The sequence below is a fragment of the Bauldia sp. genome (assembly GCF_965232525.1).
GTDB lineage: Bacteria > Pseudomonadota > Alphaproteobacteria > Rhizobiales > Kaistiaceae > Bauldia.
The window spans coordinates 2,374,101-2,387,488 of the sequence record NZ_OZ246980.1; the positions used below are offsets into that span (position 1 = coordinate 2,374,101).

Genomic DNA, 13,388 nt, shown 5'->3' on the forward strand with positions numbered 1-13,388 from the left:
TGATGAACGCAGGTGCGGCTACGATTTTTTGGGGCGACTCTGAGGAGTTTTCTCAATGGTACGAAACGATTCCCGAGACAATAACCCCACTCCAAGCCCTGGCCCGTCAGATTTGGCTAGCGATGCAAGCGGTCCAGAGAAGCAAAGAATGATCATAAATCGAGTGAGATCACTGAACCATTCCGAGATATCGCAAGCAATTTCATCTAGATCTCCGGCCGATATTTCTTCTTCTGATTTTAATTTATCTCCTTCGAATAGCCAGGAATATTGACCAACGCGAATTTTATCTGGTTGGTTTTCAATATTCCTGGATAGCAACCAGTGTGTGATTTTGTTTCTTCTTTTTGCCAAAATTGATCCAAATGTGGCAAGAGCCTTACCAATCTCGTGAATTTCCGAATAGTCTTTGCAAGTTATTCGTAGCAATTTCTTGAATACATCGATCTTGCGATTGAAAGCCCTTACGCGATGGATCGCATGAGGAGCCGTCTTGTCGATATGACCCGGAGAAGAGATCAACATCGATATCAGTAGTTCAAGTTGATGCTCTGCAAAAGACCAGAGGACGGTGATGAGGCCAATTGCCTTGAGATCATCATCAGTCAGATTCGGTCGTGCCAGAGTAGACACATCTCTCATTATCTTGGTACCCCTTCATCTGTCACCACTCAGTCGTTTTTAGGAACCCTAGGATCTCGACGGTGCTTTATCGCGTGCGGGTGGATTGCGGTAGTCCACTAAAGCTCTCGCTATGTCGTCTGCTCTCTCCGGCTCCAGGAGAAAAGCTAACCATCCCAGGCCGGGGTGGCGCAGGGTCAGCAATGCAGTCCCCGGCGGCCCGCTGTGTTGATCAGGCACCCGCCAAGCCGGATAATCTGTCCCGGAAACACGCGAGAATGGTTCGAGTTCGGGAGTAACAACATCCCTTAGTTCTGCACGAATTCTGGCGAGCTCGCTAATAAGCTGATCAAGAGTGGAGGCGTCATATATGATATGCCCTAGGAGTGTCTCTTCTTCATAGAGTTCTATGATCGCGGAGTTACGGTCTTCATCAATAGTGACTTTTAAGTTCATGCGGGGCATCTGTGCCTCCAAATACGTCGGCATGCCAACTTAGGCAAAAGCGTCAACAACGCAGCAGGTACGCATCAAGCTCGGTATCGTATCAGCCAGCGTACAACAGCGGCAATCGTTCTACGCTAGGAAATATGGCAACGACAGTGGGGTTGTGCCTTATGATACCCGACGAACTGACCCTGACCCGTGACCGGGTTGCCGGCGATCGGGCGCGAGCCTTGCTCGATGATCCGCTGCTGGCCGACGCCTTTGCTGGCGTCGAGCGCGCCTACATGGACGAGTGGAAGGCGAACGCCCTGAATCTCGGGCCGGAGGGCCGCGAGGAAATCTGGCGCGCGGTGCAACTGATCGCCAAGGTCAAGGCGCATCTCGAGGCCCTCGTGCGCGACGGCGAACTGGCAGCGGCCGAGCTCGCCAGCCTGCGCCCGGACGACAGCGACCAGACCTGAATTCCTAAAAGGACATCGCGAACATGACGGTGACTCGTTTCATCGACGGGTGGCAGACTTCTGTTGCCCGCGCTCCGGCGGACGCGCTTTCGTCGGGGCTCTCCGCGGTCGAGCCCTTGTCGAACGATGAGGCGACGGCACGGATGACCGGGACGGACGAATCCGGCGAGCCGTCACCGGATATCACGGACACATTCGAACCGGCCCCAAATGGGGCGGACACCGACGCGGGTCGCGACGATCCGCCCATCGGTGACGACGCGGGGTATGACGACGCGGCCGACGCGCCGCCCATCGATATGCCCCAGTCATGGTCGAAGGACGACCGGGAAGCGTGGGATGCCCTCCCTCGTGCTCAACAGCGACGGCTGGCGGAGCGGGAGCGGGCACGAAGCGCCGAGGTCAGCCGGAGACTTCAGGAGGCCGCCGAGCGCAGCAAGGCCGTCGAGGCCGAGGTGGGCGCGGCACGGCAGGTACGGGAACAGTACGCATCGGCGATCGATCAGGTTTCGGCCCAGATCAACGCCATGGCCGGTTCGGAGTTCGCGGACGTCACGTCCTGGGACGACGTCAACCGGATGGCGACGGAAAACCCGGAACGCTTCAATCGCTGGGCCGCGCTTCGCCAACAGGCGGAAGCGGTCCTGCAGGAGCAGGCCAAACTCCAACATCAGGCCCGGCAGGAGCAGGCGGCGCACTTTCAGGCCTACACGGCTGAGGAAGACGCCCGCTTTCTCCAGTCGGCGCCGGAGTTTGCCGATCCGCACCATGCCGCGGATCTTCAGGGCCAGGTTCGCGCCATGCTGACCGACGACTACGGCATCGGGCCGGACGAGCTAGCGGCACTGTGGAACGGAGAGCCGATGAGCCTCCGGGATCATCGGGCCCAGCTCGTCATCCGCGATGCCCTGCGCTACCGTCAGGCGAAAGCCCGGCTGGCGCAGGACCCCCGTACCAGACCGCGGTCTCCTCCGCCCCAGCGGCCAGGGTCGGCGCCCGCCAAAGGCGAGGCGCGCAACCGGGCTCTGGATCGCGCCAGCAAAGCATTGGATCGCACCAACAGCCGCGAAGCGGCTCTGCAGCTGATGAAGCTGCGCGGATCCTAACGGAGAAACGAAATGGCAGTACCCACAAACACTTATCTTACCTACAACGCGCGAGGGAACCGCGAAGACCTCAGCGACGTGATCTACCGGGTCGACCCGACCGACACGCCGTTCTGTTCCTCGGTTGCCAAGGTCAAGGCGACCGCGACCCTGCACGAATGGCAGACCCAGGCCCTACGCGCCGCCTCGACTAACAACGCCGTGCTCGAAGGCGACGACGCGACGATCAACGCCCGGACCGCGACCGTGCGGCTCTCCAACGTCTGCCAGATCTCGGACGAGACGGCGTCGGTCACCGGCACCCAGCAGGCGGTCGACTCGGCCGGTCGCGACAACGAGATGAACTATCAGATCCTGCTCGCGGGCCTCGAGCTGAAGCGCGACATGGAGGCGATCGTCCTCACCAATCAGGCCAAGAATGCCGGTGATGCATCGACCGCCCGCAACCTTGCCTCGGTGCTTTCGTGGATCAAGGCCAACAGCGATATGGCTTCGGATGGCGACGATCCCGCCGCCGCCGACGGCACCGGGACCCGCACCGACGGTACCCAGCGCGCGTTCACCGAGGAGCAGCTGAAGACCGTGCTCAACGCTACCTGGAACTCCGGCGGCGATCCCGACACGATCATGCTCGGCGGCTTCAACAAGCAGGTGATGTCCGGCTTTGTCGGCCGCGGCACGCCGACCGAAGACACCAAGGCGAAGAAGATCGTCGCCGCCGTCGATGTTTACGAGAGCGACTTCGGCACGCTTCGCATCGTGCCGAACCGCAACAACCCGCGGACCCGTGACGCGCTCGTCCTGCAGATGGACATGTGGGGGATCGCGACGCTGAGGAACATGAAGACGGTTGAACTCGCCAAGACCGGCGACAGCCGCAAGAAGCAGATCATCTGCGAGTACACGGTCGAGGCCCGCAACGAAAAAGCCTCCGGCGGCGTCTTCGATCTGACCACCACCTAGGGCGGGTCAGGGGCGTTTTCGCCCCGGATGAACCGCACGACGGCGGGCTGATCGGCCCGCCGTTTCTCGTTTACGCGCCGACTCGCGGCTCAAGCGGCCCGGCGCCTCGGAGACATAACCATGGCAAACGCCTATCCCGGCAAGCGACCGCTTGCCGACAAATACGTGAACGCCCAGCTCGCCGACATTTCGGCGGCCGGTTCAGTGACCGTACCGGTCGCGGGCCAGGGGGCGCTGATCGGCCTGCGGCTTGCCCGCAGCGCGACAACGACAGGTACAGCGGCAATCACCGTCGCGCTGAACGGCACGGCGCTCTCCGGTGCGGTGCTTTCGGTTACCGCCGGCGCTGCCACCGATGTGATCAGCGTTGACGTGCCGCCAGCGGCGGTGAAGGACGGCGACGTGCTTGCCTTCACCTCCAACGGTGGGTCCACCGGCGCATCGACCGGCACCATCACCGCTGTCATCCGGGAGCTCTGAGATGGCGGGCGCGTATCACTACAACGGCGGGCCGTGGCGTCCGTCGACGACCCAGAGCGTCGCCTACACGGCGACCGCCGGCACAATCACCAACGCGGTCGGCGGCCAGACCCGCGTCGTGCGGTTGGTCGCCACCAGTGCCGCCCACATCGCCATCGGCGGATCGCCGACGGCGACCACCGGCGACGTCTACCTGCCTGCCGATACGCCGGAAGCGTTCCTGATCAATCCCGGCGAGAAGGTCTCGGCTGTCCAGGCCTCGGCCGGCGGCACGCTGCACGTCACTGAAATGACCCGCTGATCCATCGCGACAAGGAGCTCACGCAATGAAACTCGAAACCCTGCTCTACGAACTGGCGATGCCGGAGAAGGCGCCGAAACCCAAGCCGGCGAAGCCGGCGAAGGCATCCAAGCCGGAGAAGAAGAAGCCATGCCCGCCGAAGCGTTCCGGTGACAAGGTCGCGACCGCCAAGCGTCCCGGTCGTGTCCACCAGGCGCGCGGCCGCAACGGCAAGTGACCGGCGAAGCGGACGGGGAGATCCGATCGCGGACCCACGTCGACCGCGCCGACGGCACGGTCACCTTCGAACGGGTCCAGGACGTCGGGCCGATCCTCGATGCCAACCGGCAGCTCGAACAGCAACCGCAGCGCGGCGACTTCCGTCACGTCGGGACCGTGCCGAACGTTCTGATCGAGAAGTGGATCAACGAAGAAGGCGCGCCGGTGCTGGCGATGTCGGCGCATGAGTTCGCCCGCTTCATCCGCCGGAAGCTCAACGACCCCGACTACCGATATCTGCGCACCGCGCCCAAGCTGATCGTGTGAGGCCATGGCTCTCTCGACCTACTCCGACCTGAAAGCGGCGATCGCCGACTGGGCGGCCCGCGCCGGGCTGCTCGCCGACGTCACGCCGGATTTCGTCACGCTCACCGAAGGGCTGTTCAACCATGGAGACGAGGAACTCGGCTTCGCGCCGCTGCGCTGTCGGCAGATGGAGACCGCGGCCAATCTCGCTGTCACCGCAGGCGCCGTGGCGCTGCCGTCCGACTTTCTCGAGGTCAGGCGCGTCACTGCCGCAACTAGCCCGGTGCGCGAGCTCTCCTACGCCGAGCCAGGCTGGCTGAAGGAAGCGTACCCGGCCGGGCAGAACGCGGACGCGCCGAAATTCTACACCATCGAGGGGGACACCCTTCGCTCGGTGGCCAACGTCGAGCTGGTCTACTACCGGACGGTTCCCGCGCTTTCAGACGCGAGCCCGACCAACTGGCTGCTGACGACGTTCCCCAACGCGTACCTGTTCGGCGGGCTCCTGCACTACGCGCTCTACCAGATGAACGACGAAGCAACGGCGCGCTATCTCCGGCTGCTGCGCGGCGCGGTGCGCGGTCTGACCCGCAGCGATATGACAGCGCGGGCGGGCGTGTTCGAAAAACGCACGGCAGCGGGGGCGTATTAGGCGATGCAGATTCCGTTTGGGCCATGGCGCCCTGATCCGTATCTGATCGACAGCCAGTTCTCCGCCGAGGCGAAGAATGTCCTGCCGTCGAGCGCTGGGTGGAAGCCGTTTCCGGCGCTCGCCAGCATTACTGATGCTGTCGGGTCCGATGTGAGGGGTGCTTTCAAGGCCCGCACGTCCGATGGCGCGACGGCCATCTTCTGCGGCACGGCGACCAAGTTATTCAAACTGAACGGTACGACGTGGGACGAGGTTACGAGGCTCCTGGGCGGCGGCCCGTCTTTCGAAAACTACAACCTACCGGCCGATAATTACTGGTCGTTCGCGCAGCAGGACAACATCCTCTACGCGGTTCAGGCGGGCGATGTGCCGCAGTTCATCGACGTCGACGGCGGCGCGAATTTCGCGCCGGTCGCCGGGCCTCCGCCCACCGCGCGCTACGTCAAGGCGGTCGGGAACTTCCTGTTCCTGCTCGATCTTACGTCAAACCTGGGAGTGGCCAGCACAGGTCGGATTCAAGCCGCCTGGTCCGGAATGCGCGACTTCGATTTCTGGACGTACGGTGAGAAGTCGTCCGACTTCGCGACGTTCTTCTCCGGCGGTCATGTGATGGGGATGACCTCGAAGCAGACTGGCCTGCTCATTCAGGAGAGCGCCGTCAACCGGTTTCAGCGGGTGAACGATCGCCGTACCTGGGTGTTTGAGAAAGTCGAGGCGGCGCAGGGCACACGGTCGCCGCACTCGATCATCGAGCACCAGGGGACGGCTTACTATTACGGTACGGACGGATTCGTAGCGTCGTCCCCAGGCGCTTTTACCAATGAGGCGGGCGTTGAGTGGGTGGACGAGTGGTTCAAGGAAAACGTCAACATCGCGCGGATCAAGACGGTGATCGGTGCGCTGGATCCGACCCGGCCGCGGTTCTTCTGGCTGTTTCCGTCGGCCGGGAATGACTCATACGTTCTCGACCGCATCATTGGCTTCGACCCACCGACGCAGCAATGGTTCCATGCCGACCTGGATGCCTCGTTCGTCTTCGACGCGGCGACGACAGCGACTACGCTGGAAGGGCTCGGCTCGGCGCCGTTCAACTACACGCTGGAAACGATGCCGATCTCGCTGGACAGCGACATATGGAAGGGTGGCGCGCCAAGACTCGGCGGGTTCACGTCGGATCAAAAGCTTGGGTTTTTCACCGGATCGGCACTCGCGGCGACGCTGCGAACCGGATCAGTCCAACTGGTACCCGGCCGGCGGGCATTCGTGAATGGTTTCCGCCCGACGACCGACGCGCTGAACGTCCACGGCCGTGCTGCAGTGGCGGAAAGATCGCAGGATAGCGTATTGTGGGGCTCTCAGTCGTCATTGACTGCGGAAGGCCTGATCCCGATGCGCGCATCGGGTCGGTACCATCAATTTGAGTGCTCCATTCCCGCGAACGAGTTGTGGAACGATATCCGCAACATCGGCCTGACTGCCGATGACCTCAAGCAGCATGGGACGCAGTGAATGGCGGCCGTCTTTCCGAAATCCGATTATCGTACGGTCGAACCGACGGTTCTCCCGAACTCAAACAAGACGACGTGCTTCACCGTCGGTGATGAGGGCGACGACTGGGCCGACGTGATCGGCATCATGATCACCGGTGCGGGAACTGCGAAGGTTCACGTCAAGCTCAGAGCCAGCGGCGTCGAATGCGAACTGAACGATGACGTAATGGTCGCAGCCGGGTGGCCGCACACGATCGAGGGCTTCCCGCTGCATCTCGAAGCCGGCGGCACCATCAGCGTGGAAGGCGAGCCGAGCCAGGTCGTGTGGATCAGCCTGCACCGCGGCCAACGAGATGCCGGCGATCGGTAGAGCGCGAAGCTTTGACACTCGCCGTCGGCGTTGATCCGCAAGGCGAAACAACTCCCGAGTAGACGCACAGGCAAAGGTGAAAGCCCGATGGGGACTTCCGAAAACGTTCAGACGTGGTCGAAAACCGCAGGTGATAACGACGACGTGGACATCGGCATCAACTGGGCCGAGGGCCAGGACCCGGGAACGGTCAACAATTCAGCCCGCGGCATGATGGCGGCGACGGCGAAGTATGTGGACGACCGGGACGGCGGGTTGGTGGCCATTCACACGCCGGACGTCAATACGCTGACACTCAGCACGAACCAGAACCTCGAAGCGTCGCATATCACGGCAGGTCTTACGCTGGCGTTCCGGGTCGGCAGCACAAACACAGGCGCTGCTACGCTCAACCCGGACGGTAAGGGTGCTGTTGCCATCGTCGACCAGAGCGGAAACGCGCTGACCGGAGGCGAACTGGTCGCCGGGTCAATGGCGACGGTCATGTACAACTCCAATACGTCGAACTGGCGGTTGGTGAGTGCCGTCGGGGTTCCGGAAGCAGTTCGTTTGGCCGCCGGGAGCGTATCAAATGCGCCTCAGCTCGATATCGTTCTCGCCAGCCACACCGCCTATCGTGGTATCAAATTTGTTCTGACTGGTCTTCATCCGGCGGTCAATGGAGTCGACTTATGGGCAAGATTTTCAAGTGATGGCGGTGCAACTTTTGATAGTGGCTCGGTCGATTATCAATATAACGTAAAATACCTGTTCGATAATGGCACGGACTATGATCTTCCATCGGCGGCCGGCGATACAAAACTCCGTTTAACAAATTCAAACAATAATGGAACCTCAGATAGTGCCGACCTAACAATTGAGATCCATAATCATTCATCTATAACTGCGAAGACAAATATGTTATGGCAAGGGGCGTATGGATCATCGATTCAATACGGATACGTTATGGGTGGAGGTAGGCGAGCTGCCGCCGAAAATACCAATGCGATACGATTTATGTTCTCGTCGGGCAACATCTCGGCTTGTAGCTTTGCTGTCTACGGCCAGATGTAGGTAGCTACGGCCAGATGTAGGTAGCTAAAGCCCGGCTGTGGGAGATGAAGAAGCTCGCCTCGTTCCCCCATAGCGAGGAGGACGAGGCGTGGCCGGCTCTCAGGCCGTACTTCGAGCGCATCCCCCAGCGCCTCGATGACGCCATCACCCTGGAGACCATTCTCATCCGGGTGCGGGAGGGGCGGATGTTGCTGTGGGCGATTATCGAGGACGGGGCGCTGGTCGGAGCGGCGGCGACCAGTGAGCACGGCGATGATGACGGCGGGTATGTGTTGGTCGATGCACTCGCCGGCGACGGCTTCACACGGTGGGGGCGCGACGTCCTGGACGATTTCGAACAACGGGTGATGGCCCGCGGCTTCGACCGCTTGCGCCTCGGCGCCGGGCGGCCGGGCTGGCGGCGTCTGCTCGCACCGCGCGGCTACACGATCACCGAAGACGGACAACTGGAAAAGAGATTGAGCAATGGGATCAGCGACACAACCGGGTAACCAGATCGTCGGCGGTGACGGGCCATTCTTTGAGGGCAAGGTCCGCCACGGCGCGAAAGAGGCCAAGCGTCTTTACGACAAAGGCAAGGGCTTCAAGCCGTACGGCGGCAAGTGGCACATCAACGAGTCCGACGCCACCAATCGCGCGCTCAACAAGATGTCCGGAACCGCGAAGGAGAAGCACCGACTCGGGAACGCGTCGATGGATGTGGCACAAGGGCTGATGAAGGGGCGGTACAATCCCTCCAAGCGCGGTTACAAAGACCTGCTTCGCAACACCTCCAACCGGGCATTCGAGAGCGTCGTCGATACCCAGGCCGGCAAGCTCGGCGATGATATCTCCCGGCAGTTTGGCGGCGCCGGGTTTGGCTCCGCTGCCCACTCCGGCACGCTCGCCGACCAGATCGGCGACTTCCGCAACCAGATGGTTTCCGACAACTGGCACCAGAACAACGCCATGCAGCGCGGCCTCCTCAGCGACATCACCGGAGTCGAGCAGATGGGTGTGCAGAACCGGATGGCGGGGATGAACGCGGCGCCGGGTGTCTATGACTTCCAGTATGCGCCGCACGAGCGCCTGGCGCAGGTCGGTGCAGCCCGCGAAGGCTACGACGCGGCCAAGCTGCAGGGGCAAATGAACAAATACAACGCCAAACAGATGGCGCCCCACCAGCAACTCGGCACCTACATGGCCCATGTCGGCGGCGGCGGCTTCTACGGCAACAATGCCCCCACCGTCTCCGCCTCGGGCAACCCTTGGGGGCAGGGCGGTGGCGGCGGTGCCGACATCAACGCGCTGCTCGGCCAGTTGCTGGGGCGGTAGGGCTGTGTCGGCTCAGCATCGCTGCCGGCAATGCCGAACCCCGCGCGTCCCCATCGGATAAACATGATGACGCTCCTCGGTGATCTGAAATCATCACAAGCTGGGTTGCTTGGACGCGGCGCCAACACCTCCCCATCGGGCTCGTACATGATGGACCTGGTCGGCGCCTATTTCGATCCGATGTATTCGGGCTCGCATCAATTCTTCTATCGCCCGAGCGTTGGAGGGCAGCTCCACGCCCGTCCCGGGAGGGGTGTGCCGATTGGTCCGCCGGGCCATGGCGTGATGGAAGCGTTGTTGTCCAACCCCGGGCTGATGAAGCAGGCCGGACTGACGCCCAGGAAACTGAAGGACGCTTCAAGTTCCGTTCACGCGATCTTCAAGCCGTATTACTGAACGACGACAAGGCCGCATTACCTGGACAATCCGTTCCCACCGAGGCAGCGAGCGATGAATCGCAGCTATCTGGCTCAACCGGCGACACTTCTCGGCACTGTGAGCCGACCGAAGCCCGGCCTCCTTCGCTACGACGTTGTTGCCCGTCCGACACCGCGGTCGCCCGGACGGCCTGTCAGGGGCAGGTCGGCGCCGGTGGCCGATGGCATTCGCGGTTCGGTCGTGTACCCCGGATTGCTCGAACTCACTGAGTTGTTTCGTGTGCTCCACAGCAGAGCTGGTGAACCATCCCGCGATGTCATCAAGCAACGACGGGTGCGCCCCGGTGGTCAACGGGCGCAGCACGCTCCGAACCGCGACGGGTTCAGGGATGCTTCGCGGAGCAGCGGCGCATTGGAGCTGAGGCATAGACCCGATGGTACCGGTGGGCCGACCGACGCGGCTTCGTTCGCTAACCACTACCGCCCGCTGGGCGCCCGGCATCCGCCCGGGGCCCATCTGATGACGGATTTGCTTCTGGGCGGCTGGTTGGCGCCCAATGTCAACAATCCAGCATTTGATGGCTACCAGGAGGCGCTGTTCCGCCGATTGGTGACGTGATGGCACTGCTTGGTGATGTGGGGAGAAGCGGGCTTCTCGGATACGGATCGGAGCTGTCCGCCGGCGATATCCCGCCGATACGGAGAGACCCCGGTCGCGTAAGCGGGGCGAATCTGACCATCGGCGGCCTTCCGGCCACCGGGGGCAATCCCTTTTTCTTTCAGAAGATGCCTGTCGAGTGGCTGCCTAGCATAAACCCGGGCCAGAGAGGCGACCTAATGTTTTTCATGCGCCCTGGAGTTCCCGGCGGCGGGGTGGATATCCTGTACCAGCCAGCGAAGGGCCCAGCCGGATGGATTGTCGAATAGCCCTGGCGCTGACCGAGCGCTGGGCGCGGGCGTGGGACTAATTGGCTCGATCGCATTCCCATGTTGGTGCCGGGCAACAGCTAGGCAGGTGACGTGATGGGGCTTCTTGGAGCAGAAAAACGTGGCGGCTTGCTTGGTACCATCGGTGACGGCGGCGATGTGTCGGGCTGGTACGATCCCCTGCGAACCCCGGTTACGAGTGGCGGCTGGCCCGCCGGGCAAGGTTACGTGTCTTTCGATCTCCCGTATCTCGGCGGAACCGCAGGCGGTTTTCCCTACGAGATGCTGGCGAACGCCGTGGGCATGAACCGGCTGATGAGTATCGTGGGCCCAAGGCAGCGGCATTTTCGCGTGCGCCATACAAGGCCCGGCGCTCCCATCCCGAGTGGTGCTGGCGTCACCCCGGTGTCGAGTACCGTCCATCAGCGACGCGCGTGAGCGTGCTGTCGCGAGCAATCAATCGACGTCCCCAACTATTGGGGCGGATGTTTCCGTGTCTCGATCAGGGGCAGCGGCAGGTGCTCATGCCGCCGTGAATGATTACGACGGAAGCCGGCAGTCAGCGCCCTATTGGTCAATTTGCTCGGCGGGTTTCCAGACCCGGGCACATCTATGCTCGGCTCAGCAGACGCTCGCGAGGCGCCGCCCGCGATGCTCTCGAACTTGCAACAGGTGACGTGATGGCACTTCTCGGAGCAGAGAAACGTGGCGGCTTGCTCGGGGACATCGGTGACGGCGGCGATGTGCCGGGCTGGTACGATCCTATGCGTTCTCCGGTTACGAGCAGCAAGAAGCCTGTCGAGCTGGGTACCGAGACGGGTTATGAGTTGCCGGAATGGTACGATCCGTACCGGGCTCCGCTGCCCGTTGGCTATGACCAAGGTCAGGTACGTCTAGGCCCTGCTAATTATTGGGGTATGTTGCGGTTGGGGCATGTGCCGCCCTTCGTTATCGACGGCAAGGTTGCGAAGCGAATCGACTGGGCGGCGACGTTCGCAGAGACGTTGGGGCACCTCTATGGGGGCTCGGCCATAAATGCCGGCCCCGATGGCTCTGTTCCCGCAGGCCTGCACCGTGCGAAGGCACCCAACAAGGCGAAGACGGGACGGTCAAGTGCATCGACCTACACGCCTGTTCCAACCGCTCACCCGCCGCCCAGCGGCCAGACGGGTACCGTGTTTGAACCGGCCCGTGGACCGACGCGCGGCTTCCCGTCACGCGGTCCTATTGTTTTCCTCTGAGGACATGTTCCGGACAGGGCAGGTGACGTGATGGCGCTTCTTGGTGAACAAAAAAGCGTAGGTCTGCTTGGTGACTACGAGCAAAGGCCGGCTGACCCGTATCTGATGGACATCCTTGGCGCGTACTTTGACCCGCGATATGCCGGCCCGCGGCAGTTCTTCAGTCGGTCAAGCGGGACCCCAATTGCTCCCCAGGGCGTCGGCCTCATGGAGATCCTGTTCAACAGTCCCGACTTCGCCGAACAGTCTCGGTTCACGTCCAAACAGGCCGACCGATACGCCGATTTCCTCCACTACCTTTTCAAGCCGCGCAGGAAGAACGCCGACATGCCCGGCGGTCCCTTCGTCAGCTACTACTGAGGTCGTTTCGTGTATCGCAAAACCGGCGGAACAGTTGTGCAGGTGACGCCCGGGCTGCTCGGACCGATGCGGGCGCGGGAAGGTGGCCCGGCGGCTCCACTCCAGCGGGCGGAGACGTCTACAAGCCGTTGACGCCTCGCAATGCGTGGGAGGCTCCGTTTGTGCTTTCGGCGGACCAGCCGACGGTTCAGTTCAGCGGCACGCCGAAACGCAAGATGTTCCCGCTGAGCCACGACAACATCGATGCGCTGTTCGGGCCGCCGGTTTCACGGGCGCCGGGCGGACGCATCCGCGGCTGAGAGCGGGCACCGACGATCAACCGGACCAGCAACGCGCACGCTCTCTCGGGCAGGTGTTTCTCAGCGTCACGGCGGTTCGCTTTTCGCTATCGGAGGTACGTGATGGCAAGATCCGGGACTCTCAACCATCCGCTCCTTGCCCCCGATCCCTCGCTTCTCGGCGGCGCGCCGCATGGGTTGCTGGGCGACGTCGGGACGGGCGGGTTTATCGACGCCTATCGGCAGGGTCTGGCCGAGGCGAATCCCTTCTCGGACGATTACAAGCCCTGGACCTATGCGGGATACCAGCTCACGCCTCAGGCGCAGATGTTCTTGCTGCGCAATCTATTGGTTCAGAATTTTCCGGGTTGGGGTGTGACGGGGCGGTAGCCGGTGGGTGGGCCGTCCACCAGAAGCGCAAAATACGACCACCTCCAAAAACC

General features: G+C 62.2%; 21 protein-coding genes. 19 read left to right on the top strand and 2 right to left on the bottom strand.

Features of this window, described 5'->3' with window-relative positions:
- Window positions 1–18 precede the first annotated feature (18 nt).
- Together ACO076_RS11245 and ACO076_RS11250 are read right to left on the bottom strand one after the other, a co-directional pair.
- Entirely contained in the window at window positions 19–642 is a 624-nt protein-coding gene (locus ACO076_RS11245) for a hypothetical protein (protein ID WP_421722922.1), read from the bottom strand.
- A gap of 48 nt (window positions 643–690) precedes the next feature.
- Window positions 691–1,086: a hypothetical protein gene (locus ACO076_RS11250; protein WP_421722923.1), complete on the bottom strand. Its 396-nt coding sequence runs from the start codon at window positions 1,084–1,086 to the stop codon at window positions 691–693.
- Window positions 1,087–1,238: 152 nt separating this feature from the next.
- On the opposite strand from ACO076_RS11250, the gene ACO076_RS11255 reads away from it, so the two are divergent.
- The 19 genes from ACO076_RS11255 to ACO076_RS11345 all read left to right on the top strand — a co-directional run bounded on the left by ACO076_RS11255 (window position 1,239) and on the right by ACO076_RS11345 (window position 13,335).
- Entirely contained in the window at window positions 1,239–1,529 is a 291-nt protein-coding gene (locus tag ACO076_RS11255) for a hypothetical protein (RefSeq protein ID WP_421722924.1), read from the top strand.
- A 23-nt stretch (window positions 1,530–1,552) separates the two neighbouring features.
- Window positions 1,553–2,635 (top strand): hypothetical protein, encoded by a 1,083-nt coding sequence (locus ACO076_RS11260; RefSeq protein ID WP_421722925.1) that lies wholly within the window; start codon window positions 1,553–1,555, stop codon window positions 2,633–2,635.
- A gap of 12 nt (window positions 2,636–2,647) precedes the next feature.
- Window positions 2,648–3,598 (top strand): DUF5309 domain-containing protein, encoded by a 951-nt coding sequence (locus ACO076_RS11265; RefSeq protein ID WP_421722926.1) that lies wholly within the window; start codon window positions 2,648–2,650, stop codon window positions 3,596–3,598.
- Window positions 3,599–3,718: 120 nt separating this feature from the next.
- Entirely contained in the window at window positions 3,719–4,078 is a 360-nt protein-coding gene (locus tag ACO076_RS11270) for a hypothetical protein (RefSeq protein WP_421722927.1), read from the top strand.
- A 1-nt stretch (window position 4,079) separates the two neighbouring features.
- The gene (locus tag ACO076_RS11275; protein ID WP_421722928.1) at window positions 4,080–4,379 is read left to right on the top strand and encodes a hypothetical protein; all 300 of its coding nucleotides are present in this window, start codon (window positions 4,080–4,082) and stop codon (window positions 4,377–4,379) included.
- 25 nt (window positions 4,380–4,404) lie between these two features.
- Window positions 4,405–4,596, top strand: a complete 192-nt coding sequence (locus tag ACO076_RS11280) for a hypothetical protein (protein ID WP_421722929.1) — start codon at window positions 4,405–4,407, stop codon at window positions 4,594–4,596.
- On the top strand, window positions 4,593–4,904 hold the full coding sequence (locus ACO076_RS11285; RefSeq protein ID WP_421722930.1) for a hypothetical protein: 312 nt from the start codon (window positions 4,593–4,595) through the stop codon (window positions 4,902–4,904). Before ACO076_RS11280 ends, ACO076_RS11285 begins: the two co-directional genes overlap by 4 nt.
- Window positions 4,905–4,908: 4 nt before the next feature.
- A complete protein-coding gene (locus ACO076_RS11290; protein ID WP_421722931.1) occupies window positions 4,909–5,535 on the top strand; it encodes a phage adaptor protein in 627 nt (208 codons plus the stop codon).
- 3 nt (window positions 5,536–5,538) lie between these two features.
- Window positions 5,539–7,044 carry a hypothetical protein gene (locus ACO076_RS11295; protein WP_421722932.1) on the top strand — a complete coding sequence of 502 codons (1,506 nt, stop codon included), beginning with the start codon at window positions 5,539–5,541 and terminating at the stop codon, window positions 7,042–7,044.
- On the top strand, window positions 7,045–7,395 hold the full coding sequence (locus ACO076_RS11300; RefSeq protein ID WP_421722933.1) for a hypothetical protein: 351 nt from the start codon (window positions 7,045–7,047) through the stop codon (window positions 7,393–7,395).
- 87 nt (window positions 7,396–7,482) lie between these two features.
- On the top strand, window positions 7,483–8,448 hold the full coding sequence (locus tag ACO076_RS11305) for a hypothetical protein (RefSeq protein WP_421722934.1): 966 nt from the start codon (window positions 7,483–7,485) through the stop codon (window positions 8,446–8,448).
- Between the two features lie 44 nt (window positions 8,449–8,492).
- A complete protein-coding gene (locus ACO076_RS11310; protein ID WP_421722935.1) occupies window positions 8,493–8,939 on the top strand; it encodes a hypothetical protein in 447 nt (148 codons plus the stop codon).
- Window positions 8,914–9,762 (top strand): hypothetical protein, encoded by an 849-nt coding sequence (locus tag ACO076_RS11315; RefSeq protein ID WP_421722936.1) that lies wholly within the window; start codon window positions 8,914–8,916, stop codon window positions 9,760–9,762. The genes ACO076_RS11310 and ACO076_RS11315 overlap by 26 nt, the downstream gene beginning before the upstream one ends.
- Before the next feature lie 66 nt (window positions 9,763–9,828).
- Complete coding sequence (locus ACO076_RS11320) at window positions 9,829–10,158, top strand: hypothetical protein (protein ID WP_421722937.1); 330 nt, start codon at window positions 9,829–9,831, stop codon at window positions 10,156–10,158.
- 195 nt (window positions 10,159–10,353) lie between these two features.
- A complete protein-coding gene (locus tag ACO076_RS11325) occupies window positions 10,354–10,758 on the top strand; it encodes a hypothetical protein (protein WP_421722938.1) in 405 nt (134 codons plus the stop codon).
- Window positions 10,759–11,746: 988 nt separating this feature from the next.
- A complete protein-coding gene (locus tag ACO076_RS11330) occupies window positions 11,747–12,307 on the top strand; it encodes a hypothetical protein (RefSeq protein WP_421722939.1) in 561 nt (186 codons plus the stop codon).
- 30 nt (window positions 12,308–12,337) lie between these two features.
- Window positions 12,338–12,667: a hypothetical protein gene (locus tag ACO076_RS11335; protein WP_421722940.1), complete on the top strand. Its 330-nt coding sequence runs from the start codon at window positions 12,338–12,340 to the stop codon at window positions 12,665–12,667.
- A gap of 161 nt (window positions 12,668–12,828) precedes the next feature.
- Window positions 12,829–12,966, top strand: coding sequence for a hypothetical protein (locus ACO076_RS11340; protein ID WP_421722941.1), 138 nt, complete (start codon window positions 12,829–12,831; stop codon window positions 12,964–12,966).
- A 102-nt stretch (window positions 12,967–13,068) separates the two neighbouring features.
- Window positions 13,069–13,335: a hypothetical protein gene (locus tag ACO076_RS11345; RefSeq protein ID WP_421722942.1), complete on the top strand. Its 267-nt coding sequence runs from the start codon at window positions 13,069–13,071 to the stop codon at window positions 13,333–13,335.
- Window positions 13,336–13,388 lie beyond the last annotated feature (53 nt).

Excerpts from the sequence above, each read along its gene's own strand:
- ACO076_RS11300 (WP_421722933.1), top strand. The coding sequence starts at position 7,045 with ATGGCGGCCGTCTTTCCGAAATCCGATTATCGTACGGTCGAACCGACG.
- ACO076_RS11265 (WP_421722926.1), top strand. The coding sequence starts at position 2,648 with ATGGCAGTACCCACAAACACTTATCTTACCTACAACGCGCGAGGGAAC.
- ACO076_RS11275 (WP_421722928.1), top strand. The coding sequence starts at position 4,080 with ATGGCGGGCGCGTATCACTACAACGGCGGGCCGTGGCGTCCGTCGACG.
- ACO076_RS11335 (WP_421722940.1), top strand. The coding sequence starts at position 12,338 with ATGGCGCTTCTTGGTGAACAAAAAAGCGTAGGTCTGCTTGGTGACTAC.
- ACO076_RS11260 (WP_421722925.1), top strand. The coding sequence starts at position 1,553 with ATGACGGTGACTCGTTTCATCGACGGGTGGCAGACTTCTGTTGCCCGC.
- ACO076_RS11250 (WP_421722923.1), bottom strand. The coding sequence starts at position 1,086 with ATGCCCCGCATGAACTTAAAAGTCACTATTGATGAAGACCGTAACTCC.
- ACO076_RS11290 (WP_421722931.1), top strand. The coding sequence starts at position 4,909 with ATGGCTCTCTCGACCTACTCCGACCTGAAAGCGGCGATCGCCGACTGG.
- ACO076_RS11330 (WP_421722939.1), top strand. The coding sequence starts at position 11,747 with ATGGCACTTCTCGGAGCAGAGAAACGTGGCGGCTTGCTCGGGGACATC.
- ACO076_RS11280 (WP_421722929.1), top strand. The coding sequence starts at position 4,405 with ATGAAACTCGAAACCCTGCTCTACGAACTGGCGATGCCGGAGAAGGCG.
- ACO076_RS11310 (WP_421722935.1), top strand. The coding sequence starts at position 8,493 with ATGAAGAAGCTCGCCTCGTTCCCCCATAGCGAGGAGGACGAGGCGTGG.
- ACO076_RS11295 (WP_421722932.1), top strand. The coding sequence starts at position 5,539 with ATGCAGATTCCGTTTGGGCCATGGCGCCCTGATCCGTATCTGATCGAC.
- ACO076_RS11320 (WP_421722937.1), top strand. The coding sequence starts at position 9,829 with ATGACGCTCCTCGGTGATCTGAAATCATCACAAGCTGGGTTGCTTGGA.
- ACO076_RS11270 (WP_421722927.1), top strand. The coding sequence starts at position 3,719 with ATGGCAAACGCCTATCCCGGCAAGCGACCGCTTGCCGACAAATACGTG.
- ACO076_RS11255 (WP_421722924.1), top strand. The coding sequence starts at position 1,239 with ATGATACCCGACGAACTGACCCTGACCCGTGACCGGGTTGCCGGCGAT.
- ACO076_RS11315 (WP_421722936.1), top strand. The coding sequence starts at position 8,914 with ATGGGATCAGCGACACAACCGGGTAACCAGATCGTCGGCGGTGACGGG.
- ACO076_RS11245 (WP_421722922.1), bottom strand. The coding sequence starts at position 642 with ATGAGAGATGTGTCTACTCTGGCACGACCGAATCTGACTGATGATGAT.
- ACO076_RS11345 (WP_421722942.1), top strand. The coding sequence starts at position 13,069 with ATGGCAAGATCCGGGACTCTCAACCATCCGCTCCTTGCCCCCGATCCC.
- ACO076_RS11305 (WP_421722934.1), top strand. The coding sequence starts at position 7,483 with ATGGGGACTTCCGAAAACGTTCAGACGTGGTCGAAAACCGCAGGTGAT.